This window comes from Aromatoleum toluolicum (assembly GCF_012911005.2).
Taxonomy (GTDB): domain Bacteria; phylum Pseudomonadota; class Gammaproteobacteria; order Burkholderiales; family Rhodocyclaceae; genus Aromatoleum; species Aromatoleum toluolicum.
In genome coordinates, this window is record NZ_WTVS01000044.1 from 1 (window position 1) to 19,368 (window position 19,368).

Below are 19,368 nucleotides of genomic sequence, written 5' to 3' on the forward strand. Positions count from 1 at the left end.
CCCCAGCCCTCCCCTTGAAGGGGAGGGAGTGACTGCGCGTCACTCAACCTGTCATCACGTAATTGCTTGCAGACTTGATCGCTGGATCGGACGCGTCAAAGACGCTCGATAATGGTGACGTTGGCCTGCCCGCCGCCCTCGCACATCGTCTGCAGGCCGAAGCGGCCGCCGGTGCGTTCGAGTTCGTGCAGCAGGGTCGTCATCAGGCGTGCGCCGGTCGCGCCGAGCGGGTGGCCGAGGGCGATGGCGCCGCCGTTGGCGTTGGTGCGGGCGGGGTCGCAGCCGGTCTCCTTCGCCCAGGCCATGACAACCGACGCGAAGGCTTCGTTGATCTCGACGCGGTCGATGTCGCCGATGGTCATGCCGACCTTCCGGAGCGCGGCCTTGGTCGCAGGGATCGGCGCGGTGAGGTGCCAGATCGGGTCGTCGGCGAGGACGCTGAGGTGGTGGATGCGTGCGCGCGGGGTGAGGCCGTAGCGCTTCAGCGCGGCTTCCGACACGACCAGCAGGGCGGCGGAGGCGTCGCAGGTCTGGCTCGACACCGCGGCGGTGATGGCGGGGAATTCCGGTGCAACCGGCTCCAGCTCGGCCATCTTTTCGAGCGTCGTCGCGCGCGGCGTCTCATCGTGCTGGACGCCCTCCAGCGGCACGATTTCCTTTGCGAAGTGGCCGGCCTCGATCGCGGCGCGGGCGCGGCGGTGGCTTTCCAGCGCGAAGACTTCCATGTCCTCGCGGCTGATGTGCCAGTGGTCGGCGATGCGCTGCGCGGCGTAGAACTGGTTCACCGGCTGGTCGCCGAAGCGCGCCTTCCAGCCGCGACTGCCGGAGAAGGGGTCGGGAAAGCCGAGCGGCTGCCCGGCGAGCATCGCGGACGAGATCGGGATCTGCGTCATCGTCTGCACGCCACCGACGGCGACGACGTCCTGCGTGCCGCTCATGACCGCCTGCGCGGCAAAATGCAGCGCCTGCTGCGACGAGCCGCACTGGCGGTCGACGGTAGTGCCGGGCACGTTGAGCGGCAGGCCCGCGGCGAGCCAGCTCGTGCGGGCGATGTCGCCGGCCTGCGAGCCGATGGTGTCGACGCAGCCGAAGATCACGTCGTCGTATTCGTCGGCCGGAATCGCGTTGCGTTCGACCAGCGCCTTCAGCACATGCGCGCCGAGGTCGATGGCATGGACGTGGGAGAGGCCGCCCTTGCGCTTGCCGGTCGGGCTGCGCAGGGCGTCGACGATAAAGGCTTCAGCCATTCTTCATTCCCCGAAAGTTCGGCCCGGGCCGAGCGCGGCGGCATCGCCGAGCACAAAGCCGGCCACGCGGGCCTTGTGGAAACCGCGGTCGCCCCAGGACGCATCGAGTGCCCAGGCGCGCTTCATGAACATCTGCAGATCGACTTCCCAGGTGTAGCCCATCGCGCCATGCACCTGGATGCCGTGCCGCCCGGCAAGCCACGCGGCTTCGCCGCAGGCGAGCTTGGCGTGCGACACGCGCACCGAGGCGTCGGCGTCGCCGCGGGCGACCGCATGCGCGGCGCGGTACAGCACCGGTTTGGCGAACTCGATGCGCGTCGCCACGTCGGCAAGGTGGTGCTTCACGGCCTGGAAGCTCCCGATCGGCTTGCCGAACTGCTTGCGCTGGGCGGTGTAGTCCACCGAGAGATCCAGCATGCGCTGTGCGAGGCCCAGCAGCTGGCCGGACACGGACAGCACGCCACGCTCGAGCGTCGCCGCCCACAGCGCGCGGCCGGCCTCGCCGGCAGCAACGAGGGTCGCCGTATTCGGTTCCCATACGACGCGGCCGAGCCGGCGCGAGCAGTCGATGCTGGGATTGGCGATCACGTCGGCCAGTGCGCGGGGCACGGCATGCACCTCGTCGCCATGCGCGAGCAGCAGCAGGTCGGCGGGATGCGCGTCGGCGACGAGCGGATTGACCGGGTGGCCGACGGCGATGCGGATGCTGCCGTCCGTGATGCGGCGCAGCCATTCCTCGCGGCTCGGCAGGCGTTCGGGCAGCGCGGCGATGAGGCCGGCGGCGACATAGGCCGTGTCGGCGAGAGAGTCCGGGATCGCGTAGTAGCCGAGTTCCTGCGTCATCAGCGACCACGCAACATCGTCCATCCCGAGTCCGCCGCAGGATTCCGGCACCGACAGCGCCGTGAGCCCCTGCTCGGCGATCTTGTGGCGCAGGTCGGGTGAGCGGCCGACGTCGGTTTCCCAGATCTCGCGCAGCATTTCGGGCGCCGCCTCGGTCATCAGGAAACGGCTCACCGCCTCCCGGAAGGCGAGCTGGTCATCGGAAAAGGTGAAGTCCATGAGCGGCCCCTTCAGGATTTCGGCAGGCCGAGCATGCGCTCGGCGATGATGTTGCGCTGGATCTCGTTGGTGCCCGCGTAGATCGGCCCGGCCTGCGCGAACAGGAAGCCTTCGAGCCAGCTCGCGCCGTCCTCGGCCTCGGGGGCCTCGGCGACGAGCTCAGCCCGCGCGCCCAGGATCCGCATCGCAGTCTCGTGCATCTTCAGGTCGAGTTCCGACCACACGATCTTGTTGGTGCTGGCCTCGTCGCCGATGCGCGCGCCTTTCGCCAGGCGGCCGACCGTGTGGTAGGCGGACAGCGCATAGGCCTCCGCCCCCATCCAGGATTCGCACACGGCATCCCGGATCGTCGGATCGCGGTCGGCGCTCTCGCGGTGCGCCTGGTACAGCGCCACGAGCCGGCGCGCGGTGTGCTGGAAGCGGCCCGGGGAACGCAGCAAGAGGCCGCGCTCGAAGCCGGCCGTCGCCATCGCCACGTGCCAGCCCTTGCCCTCGTCGCCGATGCGGTTCTCCACCGGCACGCGCACATCGTCGAAGAATATTTCGGCGAAGGCTTCCTTGCCGTTGAGTGCGCGGATGGGGCGAATGGTTACGCCCGGGGTATCGAGCGGCACGAGCAGAAAGCTGAGGCCGTGATGGCGGCTCGACGCAGGATCGCTGCGGAACAGGCCGAACAGCCAGTCGGCGTAGATTGCGCGCGTCGACCACGTCTTCTGGCCGTTGAGGACGTAGTGGTCGCCCTCCCGGATGGCCTTGCTGGTGATCGCCGCCATGTCGGAGCCCGCGTTCGGCTCCGACCAGCCCTGCGCCCACATGTCCTCGCTGGCCGCCATGCGCGGCAGGAAACGCTGTTTCTGCGCCTCGGTGCCGAACTCCATCAGCGTCGGTCCGAGCAGCAATTGGCCGTTCTGGTTGACGCGCAGCGGCGCGCCCGAGGCGTAATACTCCTCCTCGAAGATCAGCCATTCGATGAGATCGCAGCCGCGTCCGCCGAGCGCCTCGGGCCACATCACCATCGACAGGCGGGCGTCGAACAGGCGCCGCTCCCATTCCCGATGCTGCTCGAAGCCCTCGCGCGTGTCGTAGCTCACGAGCGGCGTGCGCGGGACGTTGTCGGCGAGCCAGGCGCGCACCTCGGCGCGGAAGGCGCGCTGCTTGGGCGTGTACGCAAGATCCATGATCTTCCCCTCAGAATTGCGCGTCGCGTTTTTCGACGAAGGCCCGGCGCGTTTCGGCCGAATCCGGGTTGGTGTAGGCCTGCAGCGTGAAGCCTTGCTCCCAGCGGTATTTGTCCTCGAGGTTGCCGTCCTCGATGCCGTTGAGCGCTTCCTTGGCGATGCGGATCATCGCGGGGCTCTTCGCGGCGATCTTCGCGGCGATGCCCAGCGCCGTCTCGCGCAGCTCGCTGCGCGGCACGACGCGCTCGATGAAGCCGTAGCGTTCCGCGTCGCGCGCACCGATCTTCTCGCCGGTGAAGAACAGGTGGCGCACCTTCTGCACCGGGAAAAGGCGCTGCAGGTGCGCGCCGCCGCCCATCGCGCCGCGGTCGACCTCGGGCAAGGCAAAGGTCGCGCACTCGGCGGCGACCACGATGTCGGCAGCGCCCGTGATGCCGATGCCGCCGCCCAGCACGAAGCCATGGACCGCTGCAATGACCGGCACCGGACAGCGGTGCACCGCCTTGAAGGTCGCATAGTTGCCGGCGTTCACCGCGACGATCCGCTCCGGGTGGGCGTCGAGTTCCTTGATGTCTACGCCGGCGCAGAAGCCGCGGCCTTCGGCGCGGATCACGATGACGCGCACGTCGGGGTTGGCACCGAGTTCGTCGATGGTGCGCGCGAGCGCGAACCATTCGCTGCTGTCCAGCGCATTGACCGGCGGCTTGTCGATCACCAGTTCGGCGATGCCGGCGTCGAGCCGGGTGTGAATTGCATTCGTCACGTGATTGCCTCCAGGCTCTTCTGTATGTGCGGGGTGTTGTTTTCTTGCGGGATCAGGCCGGAGCGCGCTCGCGCGGCGTTTCGAGCCGGGCGTACAGGCGGGCGAGGCAGGCCTCCGCCTCGCTGGCAATGCCGTGGATGACCTCCTCGCAGCTCTGCAGCTCGCCGATCGCCGCGGCGACCTGGCCGCTGGGCAGGATCCCCTCGTCGGGCAGCCCCTGGACCATCGAACGCTGCAGCAGTACCGGCTGGTTTGCCGACATCACGGTCTGCGACACGGCGCCGGCGTCTTCCTTGATCGCCTGGCGCAGCACGCCGAACATGTGCCCGAGGCTCATACCGGTCTGGGCCTTCCACGCCCATGCGCTCTTCAGCGCGATGGCAAGGCGGCCGACCGGTCCGGCCGCTTCGAGGCGACGGATGAAGGGGTTGTCGATCATGCGGTGGCGCATGCCGTCGACCGCGAGCGTGACGCGGATCTTCTGCGGGTCGTCCACGGCGACGTAGCGTTCCAGCGTCGGGCGCGGTGTGGGGGCATCGGTGGTCATCAGGAAGCGCGTGCCCATCGCGATGCCGGCCGCTCCGGCTGCGAGCGCGGCGGCAAGGCCACGCCCCGTGGAGTAGCCGCCCGCGGCGATGACGGGCACCTTTACCGCATCCAGCACTTGCGGCAGCAGGATCGTCGTCGGCACACCACCGGTATGGCCGCCGCCCTCGCCACCCTGGATCGTGACCATGTCGGCGCCGAGCTCGACGGCCTTCACCGCGTGCTTGAGCGCGCCGACCGTCGGAATGCACAACACGCCGGCCTGCTTGAAGCGCGCGATGGTCTTCTTGTCCGGCCCGCGCCCGTAGCTCACCGCGCGCAGCTTGTACTTGATCGCTAGATCGACGCACTGCGCGGCGTTTTCCTGAAACATGTGGAAGTTGAGGCCGAAGTTCGCGCCGCCGGTCGCTGCGATCACCTTGCGGATCTCGTCTTCGAGCTTGTGCGGCTCGATCGTCGCGCCGGCGAGGAAGCCGAAGCCGCCGGCACGCGTCGTCGCGGTCACCAGGTTGGCATCGGCGACCCAGCCCATCGCGGTCTGCACGATGGGGTAGCGGCAGCCGAGTGCCTGCGTGAGCGGCGTGCTCAGCAGCGCGGAGCAGTCGGGTATTCCGTCGCGGTTCATGCGCCCTCCCCGGCCTGCGCGGCCGCCTGCTTGTTGGCCTGCACCATGGCCTTCGCGTCGTAGCCGCCGAGCTTGTCGCCGGACAGCAGTTCGTTGTGGGCATGGGCGAAGTGGTGCCAGCCGAAGGCGGCGTCCATCGCGGTGCGCTTGCCCTGCAGATCCTCGACGTGGTTGATTGCCTGCTTGGTCAGCGCCAGCCCCATGCGCGGCTGCTGCGCGATGCGCGCGGCCAGCGCGTAAGTTGCCGCCTCAAGCTCGGCGCGCGGGACGACGCGGTTCACCATCCCCATCTGCCACGCACGCTCGGCCCCCATGCGGTCGCCGACAAAGAGGAATTCCTTCGCGATGCGCGGATGCAGCTCGAAGGGATGAGCAAAATACTCGACCCCGGGAATGCCCATGCGTACGACCGGATCCTGGAAGAAGGCGTCGTCGGAGGCGACGATCAGGTCGCACACCCACGCGAGCATCAGTCCGCCCGCGACGCAGGCGCCCTGCACCATCGCGATCGTCGGCTTGGGCAGTTCGCGCCAGCGCCGGCACATGCCGAGGTACACCTCCTGCTCGCGCGCATACAGGTATTCGCCGCCGGGTTTGTTGGTGTGGTCCCACCACAGGTGCGCGCGGTCGAAGGGCTTGTTGATGTCGCGCCCCGGGGTGCCGATGTCGTGCCCGGCGGAGAAGTGCTTGCCCTCACCGCGCAGCACGATCACCTTCACCGCGTCGTCATCCACGGCGCGGCGGAAGGCCGCATCGAGGGCGTAGGTCATCTGCGAGTTCTGCGCGTTGTTGAAGTCCGGCCGGCACATCGTCACGGTCGCGATGCCGTCCTGCACGGAATACTTCACCGGCGTGTCGGTCTCGTAGGACGAGGTGTCGGCGCGGCTCACGAAGGCGCCAGCGTCGGGGGGCGTCGGGGCTGTCATTGTCGTTTTCCTTGCCGTATCAGGCCGCCGGACGGATGCCGGGAGGATTGCCCTTGATGGCCGTGGCGCGCAGTTCGTGCGGATCGAGACGGCGGATCAGCGCGAGCTGTGCGGCGGTCGGGTGCGGCGTCTCGCACATGTCCGGCGCCGCGATGAGCGGGAAGCCGGTCTTCTCCTGCACCTCGCCGAAGCTCACGCCCGGGTGCAGCGAACGCACGCGCGCGGCACGAGAGGGACCGTCGAAGTCCATCACACACAGATCGGTGACGACGATGCGGATCTCCATCAGGTCGTTGCGCTCGCCTTCGTTCCAGCGCTCGGGCTTGAAACCGACGCCGGACACCATGTCGACCTCGCCTTCGACGAACACGCGCTTGCTGTGCGCCGGCACGAAAAACGAGTTGATGTGGTTGATGCTGTTGCCCGGCAGGCCGCGCACGCCCAGCATTGCAGACTTCGGCTTCGCGTAGTCGCCGACGCACGAGAGGTTGGTCTGGCCCCAGCGGTCGACCTGGGTCGGGCCGACCATCGCATGACGGCGCCCGCCCCACACGCATTCGAAGACGCGCTCGAAGGGCATGTAGCCGGCGTATTTCGGCTGGTAGTCGCCGCGCGGGCCGAGCGGAATCGGCTCCTCGACGAGGAAGGCCTCGCTGTCGGTCATCAGCAGGCCCTCGCTGTGCGTGAGCTTGGCGAGGCTGGCGCCGAGGCGCGGAATCACGCCGAGGCCGGAGGCGAGGACTTCGCCGTCGCCGCGCCAGGCTTCCGAGGCGGCGACGATCATCAGTTCGGCGAGGGTAAAATCAGTCTTGTCGGTCATCGCGCAATCTCCTCAGAACACCGGCAGCGGCAGCTTCGCGAGCCGCTCCGCACCGCCGTTCTTTTCCTGGTAAGCGGCTTCGCCGCCGGCGACGAATTCGTCGACATAGGCTTGCCAGCCGCCCTCCTCGCCCGCACTCGCGGCGTAGCGCTTGAAGTGGCTCATGTCCCAGCCGTAGTCCGACGGGCACGAGGTCGGATGCGCCCCGAAGGGCGCTTCGACGACGCCGGTCACGAGATAGCGCTCGAAGGTGTTGCTGCGCGCGGTGGCGGCATCGAGCAGGAGTCGCTCCTCGACGCGCTCGGCGGACACGTAGCACTTGTCGGCGGCGCGCGCGAAAAGGTGGTCGAAGTAGGGATCGGGTCCGGTGACCAGCGTATTGCCCAAGCGATCGGCGACATTCACGTGCAACAGCGCGACGTCGAGCTTCAAGGCCGGCATCGCAATCAGCACTTCGCCGTCCTCATAGGGCGAGCGGATCGTGCGCAGCTCCGGGTTGAGCTTCACGACGTCGGTCGCGAGGCCGCAGCGGGTCGGCAGGAAGGGCAGGCGCATGCCCGCCGCGCGCAGCCCCCACTGGAACATGCCTTCGTCGAGCTCCATCAGTTCCTTCAGCTCGCCCGCCTCGCGCGCCTTGCGGTAATAGGGCTCGAGAGGGATCGCGTCGAGCGTCGCGAAACCGAACACAAGCTTTCGCACCTTGCCGGCCGCGCACAGCATCCCGACCTCCGGGCCGCCGTAGGCGACGACCGTTAGGTCCTTCACCGGCGAGCGCAGGATCTCGCGTACGATCGCCATCGGCTTGCGCCGCGGCCCCCATCCTCCGAAGCCGATCGTCATGCCGTCGCGCAGTGCGCCGACGACATCGGCCGTAGTCATCCGCTTGTCCATGTATCGCGTCCTTATTTCTGTCCGGCGGAGAAGTCGTGGCCCCACAGGCTCACGCGCGTGAATTCGAAGGCCGTGTGGCGCGACCAGTCGACCTGCAATCCGCCGAAGCCGTATTCGAGGTCGAAGTCGGACGGCGTCTTCATGTAGAACGAGATCATCCGGTCGTTGAGGTGCTGGCCGAGCGTCGCCGACAATGGCACCTGGTGCGCGATGCGGCGATCGTGTGCGCGACCGACCTCGGTCATTGAATCGACCTCGACCATCACATGCACGCAGCCGCTGGGCACCGGGTATTCGGCGAGTGCGAGGCTGTGGTGGCGCGCGTTGGCGCAATGCAGGAAGTGGATGCGCACCGCGGGGGCGGCCGGGTCGGGGCGGAAGTTGAAGATGTCGGAGACGCCGAAGCCGAGCACGTCGCGGTGGAAGGCCACCGTTTCGTCGAAGTTCGGAGCCGGCAGCACCGTGTGGCCGAGCCCCATGTCACCGGTGACAAAACGCGGCACGCCCAGCGGCGAGACAAAGGGCTGGCAATCCGAGCGATGACCCCAGCCGAGTTCGTGGCGGTTGCCCGCGGGGTCGGTGACGATCGCGATCGCCTGCATGCCGCGCTGCTCGCACAGCCCGGCCGACGCCGGCTCCCACTTCGCGCGCTTCTGTTCGAGAACGGTGATCGCGGCATCGAAGGCGCGCTCGTCGGCCAGCTCCCAGCCCGAGGCGAGGTAACGGCGCTCCGGCCCTTCGACCACCAGCATGCGGAACGGACGCTCGTCCATCTTCACGTACAGGCCGCCGCCGGGTGCTGGCGTCGTCATCATGCCCAGCACATCCTGCGCGTAGTGCTGCCATTGGGCAGGCTGATCGGTTTGGGCGACGATATAGCCCAGACCGCGAATATCGATCATGTCTCTGGCTCCCATGAGCCCGGCACTTGCCGGTATGGAAAGCATTGTCGCGACGACATGCGGCGTGCTCATCGTCCGTTGAGACTACGGGTTGCCGCAGAGGACCAGGCTCGAACGATCGCTGCCGGCTGCCGGATTCGTGGGGAGGCTGATCGATATCGGCTTTCGCGATACTTGCATTTTATCGTCAAAGCCGATACATTACATTTATCTGAATTCCCGATATTCGTGCCATGTATCGTCTCGCGACACCTCAACAGGCCGGGCAGATTCTGACCAGCCGTCGCAAGTCGCTCGGTCTGTCGCAGGCAGCGACCGCCACCGGGCTGGGCATCAGCCAGAACCGGCTTTCCGAACTCGAAGCCCACCCCGAGCGCCTCACGCTGGATCGGCTGATCTCGCTCGCCAGCCTGCTGGGTCTCGAACTCGTCTTGCAGGAGAAGCCGCCCTCCACCGACACGAGCGAGTGGTAGCCATGGGGCGCCGCTCGCACGCTCGCGCGCTCAATGCCTGGGCCAACGGCACGCTGGTCGGTCAATGGCGCCTCCCGGCCCGCGGGCCGGCCGAGTTCCAGTACGAGCCGTCGTGGACCGCCGCGCCGGAAGGGCGCCCGCTGTCCCTGTCGCTGCCGATGACGCCCGACAACGTCCCGTTGCGCGGCGAGAGCGTCCTCAACTATTTCGACAACCTGCTGCCGGACAGCGACCGCATCCGCGCCCGCCTGCAGACCCGCTTCCACACCCGCAGCCGGGAGGCCTTCGACTTGCTGGAGGCGATTGGCCGGGATTGCGTCGGCGCGCTGCAAGTACTTTCGCCAGATGCGCCCCCCGCCAACGTGTTCACGATCGAGGTCGAACCGCTCGACGACGCCGGCGTCGAGCGGATGCTCACCGCCGCAGTGGCCTCGACCAACCGCCTCACGGCCGAAGACGACGAGGATTTCCGGATCTCGATCGCCGGGGCCCAGGAAAAGACGGCGCTCACCTGGCATGCGGGCCAATGGTGCCGGCCCCTCGGCGCCACGCCGACCACCCACATTTTCAAGCTGCCATTGGGCCTGGTCGGCAACCGACAAGCGGACATGCGCACCTCGGTCGAGAACGAATGGCTGTGCGCGCAACTGCTCGCCGAGTTCGGCGTGCCCGTCGCGCCCAGCGAAATTCGGCACTTCGGCGCGCAGAAGGTGCTCGTGGTCGAGCGCTTCGACCGCAAGCTGGCCAGTTCGGGCGAATACTGGCTGCGACTGCCGCAGGAAGACTTCTGCCAGGCCACCGCGACGCCGCCCCACCTCAAGTACGAGGCCGACGGCGGCCCCGGCATCATCGACATCGCCCGCATCCTGCACAGCGCGCAATCCCGCGACAACGATCTCGCGATCCTGCTGCGCGCGCAGCTCCTCTTCTTCCTGCTCGCAGGCACCGACGGCCACGCCAAGAATTTCTCGATCTTCCTGCTCCCCGGCGGCCGCTACCACCTCACGCCACTCTATGACGTGCTGTCCGCCTGGCCCGTGACCGGCGACGAGCCGAACCACCTCGATTACCAGAAGCTGCGCCTCGCGATGGCGCTACCGGGAAAGAACAAGCACTACCGCCTGCGCGACATGCTGCGCCGGCACTTCAACGAGACGGCGCACCGGTGCGGTTACGGCCCCGACATGGAGGCCATCATCGAGGACATCCTCGCCCGCCTCCCTGCGGTCATCGACACCGTTGGCTCGCGCCTGCCGGCGGACTTTCCCGCCGATGTCTTCGACACGATCGCCGACGGGATGCGGCGGTCGGCCAAACGCCTGTGAGCGGGGCGCAACGGCTGCCCGGTCCCGTCTGGCCGCAGCCTGCCGGGCGCACAAAAAAAAAGGCCGCTCACCCGGAAGGCAGAGCGGCCAACAAGGAGAGGACCACGAGAGCAACTACATATAAAGAATCACAAGATCGTTGATGACCGAGGGGCGATCGTTGCCGACGACGTGCGTAGTCACTTCCAGCGTCAGCTGCATGCCTTTCGCGAGCTTCTCGACCGACTTCACTCGCGCCCTTGCGTGAATGCGGGACCCCGCGGGCACCGGCGCGGGGAAGCGCAGGCGGTCGGAGCCGTAGTTAACCATGTTGTTGAAGCCGGTCACTTCGAAGCCGAGCGGCATCTTCAGGCGCGATTGCAGGATCTGCACCAGCGCGCCATGCGCGATCGTGCCGCCGAAGGGGCTCTGTTTGGCGGCGCGCTCCGGGTCCGTGTGGATCCAGTAGTCGTCTCCGGAGAGTCTTGCGAATTCGTCGATCAGCGCCTGGTCGACGACGACCTTGCTGCTCCACGGCGTGAAGACGTCGCTCACCAGCGACTTCATCGCCGCCTCGTCGTCGAAGCGCACCTGCCGCACGCTCGTCGCGGCGATCTCCGCAGTCACCTTCGCGTCCGTTGCCGCCGCGAGTGCCTCGGGCGTGCTGTCGAGGCGCGCCGGAAAATCCTTCTCGGCCCCAGTGAAGCGCAACAGCGTGGCGCCGTCCGCCCGCACCTTGTCGAACACCGCTTTCACGCGCATGCCGACGCGGATTTCGGCTTCGTCCACCCCGACCAGCGTCGTATTGATGCGCACGCCCTCGTCGAGTTCGACCACCGCAAGCTTCTGCGGCATCTCGTCGGCGAAGTCGGGCAGCGTCGGGATGCGCGCCACGGTGTAGGAGTAAAGCTGCCCCTCCCCCGACACTTCCCGCCATTCGACTGCATGCGAAAAGCAGCGGTCGCAGTGGCGGCGGGGGTAGAAGATCCAGTGCCCGCATGCGGTGCAGTGCGGTATGCGCAGCACGCCCTCTTTCAGGGCGTTCCAGAAGGGTGCCGAGATCTCGGTCGGCGCCGGCATCGGTTTGTTCATCGACATGTTCGTCACGCTCCCTGCAGGATCAAGGCGCCCTGCTCGCTCATCACGCCGCCGGTGCCGGACACATAGACCCGGTCGCAACGCTTCAACTGACGATCGCCTGCGCGGCCGGCGAGCTGGGTGAAGGCCTCGATCACCTGCGACATGCCGCCGGCCGAACCGGCCTGGCCGAAGCTCAGCTGCCCGCCGTGCGTGTTCATCGGGAAATTCCCGCGCCACGTGAGGTCGTGCTCGCGCACGAAGCGCATGCCTTCGCCCTTCTCGCAGAAGCCCGCGTCCTCGAGCGTCAGCAGCACCGTGATCGTGTAGCAGTCGTAGATCTGCGCGGCGTCGACGTCGCCCGGCTTGAGCCCGGCCATCTCGAACGCACGGCGCGACGCAGGGCCGATGGGCGTCTCGGTCATCTCTGCCGCATAGGAGGGCGACTTGAACGCGAGATGTTCGCCGAAGCCCGTGACGAAGGCCGGCCGGTTGCGCGCGCGCGCCGCGACCTCCTTGGACGCGACGATCACTGCCGCCCCGCCCGCCACCGGCATCACGATCTCCAGGACATGCAGCGGGTCGGCGACCATCTTGCTCGCGAGGACCTCTTCGGCGCTCAGCGGCTTGCCGAAGAACATCGCCTCGGGGTTCGTCAGCGCGTTGGTGCGCTGGTCGACCGCGATCTTCGCCATCGCTGCCGGGTCGTAGCCGTAACGCGCCGCATAGCGTTGCGCGATCATCGCGTAGCCGGTGTTCTGCCCCATGTGCCCATACGGCAGGTCGAACTCCGCCTCGGGCGCGCCGAACGCCGTGCTGTGCCCGCCGAAGCGCATCGCCCGCGCCATCCAGGCAGGATCTTCGTCGGGGCCCAGAGGCGCCATGCGCGCCGGCAGCACGCACAACACCGCCTGGCACAGCCCGAGTTCGATCGCCGCCGCCGCACGCCACACCATGCCGACGGAAGTCGTGCCGCCGAGATCGACAACCTCGGCGAAGTTCAGCCGCATCCCCAGGTACTCCGCGGCCATCGCCGGCACGAAGACGGACGCCTCGTGGAACTGCGGCCCGTTGATGACCAGGCCGTCGAGATCCGACGCCTGCAACCCGGCGTCCTGCAGTGCGCGTGCCGCGAGATCCGCCACCTGTTCGAGGTGGAACATGCGCGGCGCGGTCGCGTATTTTTCCGGCCTGTACTGCGCCGCCCCGACGATCGCGGCCTGTCCTTTCAGTCCCATGTCAGCCCCTTCGCGATTCTTGCCATTGCCGTTACCGGCGATGGAGGAACGATGCCATAGGCCAGGACGGGAGGTAATCGTTCAAATCGACTAGGCCCGGTCGGGCGATCCTTCCAGCCAATTGCGGAATGTAGTCCGCCTGGATGATGCGCATGCGGCCGCACACTGGAAAGGTCGACAAAGCTGCCACGCCGACAGTCAGGAAATCCCGGCGCGGACCCATGCATACCAAGGAGAACGCAGGATGGAACAACTCACCCCCTGGATCGGCCTCGTCGGCCTGATCGGTCTCGCCGGCCTCGCCGGCCTGAAGTCGCCGGTAACGCGTTCGCGTCCGGGCGCCGTCGTCCGCGTGCTGGGTGTGCTCGGCCTGGCCGGCCTGAGTGGCATCTGGGTTCCGGGGGCGGGCGCGATGGGCGCCTTCGGCGCACTCGGACTATGGAACCACCAGTCCGACCGCCTCGCCTTGTGGGGACGCCTGGGCTGGACCGGGCTGCTCGGCGTACCTTTCGCGCTGGCCGCCCTCCTCTGAGTCAAACACGCAGGGTCTTGAGCAGGCGCTCGTAAAGCTGCCGGCGGTACGGTGGCGTCAGTCCGAGCGCCTTGCGCGGGTCGCACCACCCGCTGCGGTACACGGTGCGCGGATGGCTGAATTGCTCGAAGCCTTCGCGCCCGTGATACACGCCCATCCCGGAACTGCCGACGCCGCCGAAAGGCGCGTCGTGGGCGGCGACCTGGATCAACACATCGTTGATGGCGACGCCGCCGGAAAGCGTGTGCTCCAGCACCCGACGCTCCTCGCGCTTGTCTGCGCCGAAGTAGTAAAGCGCGAGCGGCCGCGGGCCATCGTTGATCCGACCGATCACCTCGTCGATGTCCGTGTAGGACTCTACCTGCAATAGCGGGCCGAAGATCTCCTCGCGCGCCATCAGGCAATCGCGCGGGGGATCGATCACCAGGTGCAAGGGCCGGCGCCGACCCGACGGCGCCAAGCCGCCGCCACAGTCGACGATGCGTGCGCCGCGCGCCGTGAGTTCGTCGAGGTACGCATCCAGCCGCGCCCGATGCCGCTCATCGACGATCGCCGTGAGGGCCTCTGCCCCCGCGTCCGGCGGAAAGAGCCAGGAATGCACCTCGACGCAGGCGGATACGAAACGCTCCAGCGCCTCACGCGGAACGTACACGGTGTCCGGGCTGACGCATATCTGGCCGGCATTCATCGTCTTGCCGAGCAGGATGCGCTCCGCAGTCACACCGATATCCGCACTGCGCCCGACGATCACAGGCGACTTGCCGCCGAGCTCCAGCGTCACCGGCACGAGCTGCTCCGCAGCCGCGCGCATCACGCGCACGCCCGTGGCCGAACTGCCGGTCAGCACCAGATGGTCGAAGGGCAGCGCGCTGAAAGCGGCGGCCACCGATGCATCGCCGTTGAACACCGCGACCTCGTCTTCCGAAAAGGCATCGCGCACGGCATCGCACAGCAGCTGCGCGGTGCGCGGAACGAGTTCGGACGGCTTGAGCATGGCGCGGTTGCCCGCGGCAAGGACGAAGGCCAGCGGAGCGAGCGTCGTAAACAAGGGCACGTTCCATGTCCCGAGGATGCCGATCACGCCCTTCGGCATGCGGTGCACATCGACGCGTGCGCCGAACAGGCTGAACGGAAACACCCCGCCGCGACGTTCGGGCTTCATCCAGTGCCGGACATGCTTGCGCGCGTACTTGACCGAGTTGAAGGTCGCCATCACGTCGTTCATGAGCGAGATTTCGCGCGGGCGGCCGCCGAAGTCTGCGTCCAGCGCAGCGCAGAAGTCGTCTGCGTGCGAACGCAGGAGCTCGAGAAGCCGGGTCAGGCGATCGATGCGCAGCTCCGCGCTGACTTCCCCCGCCCGGCGTTGCGCGTCCTTCATCACGCGCAGCGCCTCAAGGAGTGGATAGGGTGCCTCGTTCGGCATGCTCATTTCGTTCTTCCCAAAGGATGTCGTCAGGGGCCGCGGCCAGGTCAACGCTGCCCGGCACGGACGAATCCTGCCGCGCGCTCGCCGATCATGATGGCCGCCGCATTCGTATTGCCGGAGATCAGGCGAGGCATCACCGATGCATCCGCGACGCGCAAACCGGCCACGCCGCGCACCGTGAGCTGCGAGTCCACCACGGCCGCCTCGTCCTCACCCATGCGGCAGGTGCCGACCGGATGATGCCCGGTGGTTCCGGCACGCCGGGCATAGTCGGCAAGCTGCGCAGGCGTCGCGGCCCCCACGCCGGGATAGACCTCGCTCGCGGTGATCGCGGCCAGGTCAGGCGCCGCCGCGATGCGCCGCGCCCACGCCATGCCGGCAAGGGTAAGGTCCAGGTCGTGCTCCGTGTTGAGGTAGTTCATGCGCACGAGCGGCTTGTGGGCCGGATCGGCGGACGCCAGCGCGATCGACCCGCGCGAAGTCGGACGGCAGACATTCGGCGCGAGCGTGTAGCCGGGGAACGCGTGCAGCGACTTCTTCTCGCCATCCAGATCGCCCGACAGCGGCAGCACGTGGAACTGGATATCCGGGCGCGGGACCTCCGGCCGGCTGCGCAGGAAGATCCCGACCTCGGCGGCGGGCATCGTCATTGCCCCGCGCTTGCGCAGCAGGTACTGCAGCACCTCGAGCAGCACCCTGGCGCCGCCGAGCCGGCCATTCATCGACGGCTGCCCGTCCTTGAGGCGCCACATCAGCGGCACGACGAGATGGTCCTGCAGATTGCGGCCGACGCCAGGGGCATCGACGCGAACCTCGATGCCGTGGCGGGAGAGCTCGCTGCCCGGCCCGATCCCGGAGAGCATCAGGATCTGCGGCGTGACGATCGCGCCGGCGCACAGGATCACCTCGGCCCGCGCGCGGGCTTCGCGCACCTCGCTCCCGACGCGGTAAGAAACACCGACCGCCCGCTGCGCTTCGATGAGCACGCGGTTCACCGCCGCACCGGTGCGAATTTCCAGGTTCGCCCGATCGCGCGCGGGCCGCAGGTAGCCGTGCGCGGCCGAGCAGCGACGCGCGCCCGACAGGGTCGCCTGGTACAGCCCCACGCCTTCCTGGCTTGCGCCGTTGAAGTCGCGCGTGCGCGGAATTCCGGCCTGTTCCGCGCCCCGCATCAGGACTGCGGCGAGCGGCGACGGATCGACCAGGTCGGATACGACGATAGGGCCGTCATTGCCATGGTGGGCGTCGGCGATGGCGACATTGCGCTCCATCCGCAGGAAATGCGGCGCCACGTCCTCCCAGCCCCAGCCCCGCGCGCCGTCCGCCACCCAGGCGTCGTAGTCCTCGCGCTGGCCGCGGATGTACAGCAGCCCGTTGATCGCGGAGCTGCCGCCGAGCACCTTGCCGCGCGGCAGCGGAATCCTGCGCCCCCCGAGGCCTGGCTCGGCCGCCGTCTCGTAGGCCCAGTTGAAGGCGCTGTCCGGCTCCTGCGTCTTGCCCCAGCCGGCCGGCATGTCGATCATCAGGTTCGCGTCGCGCCCGCCCGCTTCCAGCAGCAGCACGCGACAGGCCGCATCCTCGGACAGGCGGGCGGCCACCGCGCACCCGGCACTCCCCGCTCCGACGACGATGTAGTCGAAAAGCTCCACCTCAGTCCTCCCGGATCACGGTGCAGGCCTCCACATCCCGTGGCAGGCGCAGCGCATTGACCGGCGCGGCAGGATCGGGGCGGCCGAAGGACATGCCGAACAGCAGCTGCCAGCCGGGCTCGATCCCGAACTCGGCGCGAACCAGATCGGGATGAAAGCTCAACGCCGTCTGCGGGCAGCTGGCGTAGCCCATGCTCGTCAGCGCGAGCATGAGCGTCTGCGCGCACATGCCCAGATCGGCCGCCTCGCGCGTGCCGGCGCCGGGCGAGAGGAAGAAGAAGGCCGCGTGTGGCGCGTCGAAGAAGCGGTAGTTGCGCATGAACTGCGCGAGTCGCGCCGCCTTGTCCGCGCGCGCGATGCCCGCGGCGCCGTAAAGCGCCTCGGCGGCCGCGAACTGGCGCGCCTGCTGGACGCCCTCGTAACGTCCGTCGTAGGGGAAGTCGGGATTCATGCGCCCGGCGGCCATGGCCTCGCTGATCGCCGCGGCCAGCCGATCGCGCAGCGCCCCGCCGGCGACCGCGATCTTCCACGGCTGGGTATTGCAGTTCGACGGTGCGCGGCAGGCCAGGCTCAGCGCGCGCTCGATGTCGCCGCGCGGCAGCGGCTCGGGCAGGAAGGCGCGGGTCGAGACGCGACGCTCGACGAGCTCGGCAAAGCTCGCGGCGAGCGACTCTTTCGATTCAGAATGCAGCATCGGAGAATTCCTCGTCATCGGCTGTCAGCGGCCTTCCCAGACCGGCGCGCGCTTCTCGTTGAAGGCCATGATGCCTTCGACGACGTCGCGGCTCGCGCGCATCGCCTCGATCGCCGCGTAGCCGCCCGCGTCCTGACGCCGGATCGCCTCGTCCAGCGGCAGCGCGAGGCCTTCTCCCACGGCCGCCTTGGTCGCGCGCAAAGCGAGCGGCGCGTTCGCGCACAGCAGATCGCACCAGCGTGCCAGCGCCGCGTCCATGCCGCCCTCCTCGACCACCTCGTTGATCAGCCCCCACGCCTCCGCCTGGCTCGCACCGATGGTGCGCCCCGTGAGCAGGAGATCCATTGCGCGCTTCATGCCGATCTGCCTAGGCAGCCGGTGCATGCCGCCGGCGTAGGCGACGGCGCCGATGCGCGGCTCGGGCAGGGCGAAGCTGGAATTGCGCGTGGCCAGGACGATGTCGCACGCGAGCGCGACCTCGAACCCCCCACCCATCGCGATGCCTTCGACGGCCGCGATGACGGGCTTGTCGAGCTTGAAACGACTGGTCAGTCCGCCATAACCGGTCTCGGGTATCCGGTAGGGTTCCCCACCCTCCAGTGCCGTGCGCATCGCGCGGATGTCCCCACCTGCCGAGAACGCGCGACCGCCCGCCCCGCGGACCACGGCGATCCAGAGTTCGTTGTCGGACGCGAAAGCGTCAAAGGCACTCGACATGAGGGCCTGGGTTTCGGGGTCGAGGGCATTCATCGCCTCGGGGCGATTGATGGTGACGGTCATCACGCGACCGTCGATGCGGGTCAGTACCTTGCTCATGCTGTCATTGCTCCTGCAGTTATTGGGAAAGGCGAGGCGAACGGAAGACCCTGCTCGGCGGCGAGGAGGCGCAGTAACGCGCTGCCACCGTTCTCGAGATCCATCCGTTGCCCGGCGGGGACGAGGCCCCGTGCCATGAACATGCAGCCGATGCGCGCCATGATCAGCGCGAATCTGAAGGCGCAGAACACTTCGTAATACGGGAGATCGCGCGCCGACAGACCGCTGCACCGCTCCCAGTGGGCGATGGTTTCCGCGCGCGACGGGAGACCCTCGAGTCGCCTAAACCCGTATCCGTCGCACAGGGAGCGGTCGAGCATGATCCACCAGGCCAGATCGTCGACAGGATTGCCCAGATGCGCGGACTCCCAGTCGAGCAGTCCGGTGCAGCGGTCGTCGTCGGAATCGAACAGGCAATTGCCGAGCTTGGGGTCGCCCCAGCACAGGCCTATCGGTCCGCCCTGCGGGCGGTTCACCTCCAGCCAATCCAGTGCGGCGCGCAGCAGCGGATAGGGTTCGGCGAGCGATTCCGCCCAGACAAGGAAGGCGCGCGACTCGCGCAATTGATGGTCAAGCGGGGTTTCGCCCGAGGTCCGATGGTCGAGAAAGCTGAAATCGTAGGCGGCGCAGTCCAACCGATTCACGCGGGCCATCATCTCGACCCCGTTCAGCCAAACCGCACGCCGCCGTGCGGCCGACAGATCGTGCAACCAGCCGGCAAGATGGTAGGGCGGGTTCTCCCCCGGCGTCCGCCCCGACAGGTGCTCCATCACATAGAACGGACGCCCGAAGGGATTGCCGGCCGCGTCATCCGTGAGCGCGCAACCGAACAGTCGCGGCACGGGAATATCGCTTCCAGCGAGGCGCTCCATGCAGCGGTACTGAAGCGAGAGGTCGTAGGACGGGAACAGCGCGAGTTCCGAGGGCTGCAGGCGTAGTACCGCCGGCATGCGCTTGAACTCACCGTCCCGCTCCCATTCCAGATCGAGCAGCCAGGTCTCGTTTGAAAACCCCTGGCTCGGCAGACGCACGTCCTTCACTTCCAGGCCGCGCCTGTCGGGCCATCGCGACGTCAGCCAGTCGCGCAAGGCTGTGCCGACGGCTTCGGGGCTTGCTTGCATGCGGGAGTCTCCTCGTACTTGTCGCCCGCCACCGGCACGGATCCGGGGCGGATGCGAAAAGTATAGGGAGCGCAGGAC

General features: G+C 67.9%; 19 protein-coding genes. 3 read left to right on the forward strand and 16 right to left on the reverse strand.

Annotated elements, in window-relative coordinates; all coding sequences use genetic code 11:
• Nucleotides 1-95: 95 nt before the first annotated feature.
• Genes GPA27_RS18705 through GPA27_RS18745 form a run of 9 tightly spaced genes read right to left on the reverse strand, consistent with a single transcriptional unit; the run spans nucleotide 96 to nucleotide 8,960 of the window.
• Nucleotides 96-1,247: an acetyl-CoA C-acetyltransferase gene (locus GPA27_RS18705; protein ID WP_169142005.1), complete on the reverse strand. Its 1,152-nt coding sequence runs from the start codon at nucleotides 1,245-1,247 to the stop codon at nucleotides 96-98.
• Between the two features lie 3 nt (nucleotides 1,248-1,250).
• Nucleotides 1,251-2,309, reverse strand: coding sequence for an acyl-CoA dehydrogenase family protein (locus tag GPA27_RS18710; protein ID WP_169142006.1), 1,059 nt, complete (start codon nucleotides 2,307-2,309; stop codon nucleotides 1,251-1,253).
• 11 nt (nucleotides 2,310-2,320) lie between these two features.
• Nucleotides 2,321-3,487, reverse strand: coding sequence for an acyl-CoA dehydrogenase family protein (locus tag GPA27_RS18715; protein ID WP_169142007.1), 1,167 nt, complete (start codon nucleotides 3,485-3,487; stop codon nucleotides 2,321-2,323).
• A 10-nt stretch (nucleotides 3,488-3,497) separates the two neighbouring features.
• Nucleotides 3,498-4,250 carry an enoyl-CoA hydratase family protein gene (locus tag GPA27_RS18720; RefSeq protein WP_169142008.1) on the reverse strand — a complete coding sequence of 251 codons (753 nt, stop codon included), beginning with the start codon at nucleotides 4,248-4,250 and terminating at the stop codon, nucleotides 3,498-3,500.
• Nucleotides 4,251-4,302: 52 nt separating this feature from the next.
• Nucleotides 4,303-5,421, reverse strand: coding sequence for an NAD(P)H-dependent flavin oxidoreductase (locus GPA27_RS18725; RefSeq protein WP_169142009.1), 1,119 nt, complete (start codon nucleotides 5,419-5,421; stop codon nucleotides 4,303-4,305).
• The gene (locus GPA27_RS18730) at nucleotides 5,418-6,347 is read right to left on the reverse strand and encodes an enoyl-CoA hydratase (protein ID WP_169142010.1); all 930 of its coding nucleotides are present in this window, start codon (nucleotides 6,345-6,347) and stop codon (nucleotides 5,418-5,420) included. The genes GPA27_RS18725 and GPA27_RS18730 overlap by 4 nt, the downstream gene beginning before the upstream one ends.
• Before the next feature lie 19 nt (nucleotides 6,348-6,366).
• Nucleotides 6,367-7,167 carry a CoA-transferase subunit beta gene (locus tag GPA27_RS18735; protein WP_169142011.1) on the reverse strand — a complete coding sequence of 267 codons (801 nt, stop codon included), beginning with the start codon at nucleotides 7,165-7,167 and terminating at the stop codon, nucleotides 6,367-6,369.
• A gap of 12 nt (nucleotides 7,168-7,179) precedes the next feature.
• Nucleotides 7,180-8,046: a CoA transferase subunit A gene (locus GPA27_RS18740; RefSeq protein ID WP_246261245.1), complete on the reverse strand. Its 867-nt coding sequence runs from the start codon at nucleotides 8,044-8,046 to the stop codon at nucleotides 7,180-7,182.
• Between the two features lie 23 nt (nucleotides 8,047-8,069).
• The gene (locus GPA27_RS18745) at nucleotides 8,070-8,960 is read right to left on the reverse strand and encodes a VOC family protein (RefSeq protein ID WP_169142013.1); all 891 of its coding nucleotides are present in this window, start codon (nucleotides 8,958-8,960) and stop codon (nucleotides 8,070-8,072) included.
• A gap of 233 nt (nucleotides 8,961-9,193) precedes the next feature.
• On the opposite strand from GPA27_RS18745, the gene GPA27_RS18750 reads away from it, so the two are divergent.
• The gene (locus tag GPA27_RS18750; protein ID WP_169142014.1) at nucleotides 9,194-9,433 is read left to right on the forward strand and encodes a helix-turn-helix domain-containing protein; all 240 of its coding nucleotides are present in this window, start codon (nucleotides 9,194-9,196) and stop codon (nucleotides 9,431-9,433) included.
• Between the two features lie 2 nt (nucleotides 9,434-9,435).
• On the forward strand, nucleotides 9,436-10,758 hold the full coding sequence (locus GPA27_RS18755) for a type II toxin-antitoxin system HipA family toxin (RefSeq protein WP_169142015.1): 1,323 nt from the start codon (nucleotides 9,436-9,438) through the stop codon (nucleotides 10,756-10,758).
• 114 nt (nucleotides 10,759-10,872) lie between these two features.
• Here GPA27_RS18755 and GPA27_RS18760 read toward each other — a convergent pair whose 3' ends face one another.
• Together GPA27_RS18760 and GPA27_RS18765 are read right to left on the reverse strand one after the other, a co-directional pair.
• Nucleotides 10,873-11,835: a bifunctional OB-fold nucleic acid binding domain-containing protein/MaoC family dehydratase gene (locus GPA27_RS18760; RefSeq protein WP_169142016.1), complete on the reverse strand. Its 963-nt coding sequence runs from the start codon at nucleotides 11,833-11,835 to the stop codon at nucleotides 10,873-10,875.
• Between the two features lie 5 nt (nucleotides 11,836-11,840).
• Complete coding sequence (locus GPA27_RS18765) at nucleotides 11,841-13,052, reverse strand: thiolase family protein (protein ID WP_169142017.1); 1,212 nt, start codon at nucleotides 13,050-13,052, stop codon at nucleotides 11,841-11,843.
• A gap of 244 nt (nucleotides 13,053-13,296) precedes the next feature.
• Here GPA27_RS18765 and GPA27_RS18770 point away from each other — a divergent pair, with 244 nt between their 5' ends.
• Nucleotides 13,297-13,584 carry a hypothetical protein gene (locus tag GPA27_RS18770; protein WP_169142018.1) on the forward strand — a complete coding sequence of 96 codons (288 nt, stop codon included), beginning with the start codon at nucleotides 13,297-13,299 and terminating at the stop codon, nucleotides 13,582-13,584.
• Between the two features lies 1 nt (nucleotide 13,585).
• Here GPA27_RS18770 and GPA27_RS18775 read toward each other — a convergent pair whose 3' ends face one another.
• The 5 genes from GPA27_RS18775 to GPA27_RS18795 are packed head-to-tail and all read right to left on the reverse strand — an operon-like array spanning nucleotide 13,586 to nucleotide 19,290.
• Entirely contained in the window at nucleotides 13,586-15,013 is a 1,428-nt protein-coding gene (locus GPA27_RS18775) for an aldehyde dehydrogenase family protein (RefSeq protein WP_169142019.1), read from the reverse strand.
• Nucleotides 15,014-15,054: 41 nt separating this feature from the next.
• Nucleotides 15,055-16,659, reverse strand: a complete 1,605-nt coding sequence (locus GPA27_RS18780; protein ID WP_169142020.1) for a GMC family oxidoreductase — start codon at nucleotides 16,657-16,659, stop codon at nucleotides 15,055-15,057.
• Nucleotide 16,660: 1 nt separating this feature from the next.
• A complete protein-coding gene (locus GPA27_RS18785; protein WP_169142021.1) occupies nucleotides 16,661-17,353 on the reverse strand; it encodes a nitroreductase in 693 nt (230 codons plus the stop codon).
• 24 nt (nucleotides 17,354-17,377) lie between these two features.
• Nucleotides 17,378-18,169 (reverse strand): enoyl-CoA hydratase-related protein, encoded by a 792-nt coding sequence (locus GPA27_RS18790; RefSeq protein ID WP_169142022.1) that lies wholly within the window; start codon nucleotides 18,167-18,169, stop codon nucleotides 17,378-17,380.
• Complete coding sequence (locus GPA27_RS18795; protein ID WP_169142023.1) at nucleotides 18,166-19,290, reverse strand: phosphotransferase family protein; 1,125 nt, start codon at nucleotides 19,288-19,290, stop codon at nucleotides 18,166-18,168. Before GPA27_RS18795 ends, GPA27_RS18790 begins: the two co-directional genes overlap by 4 nt.
• Nucleotides 19,291-19,368 lie beyond the last annotated feature (78 nt).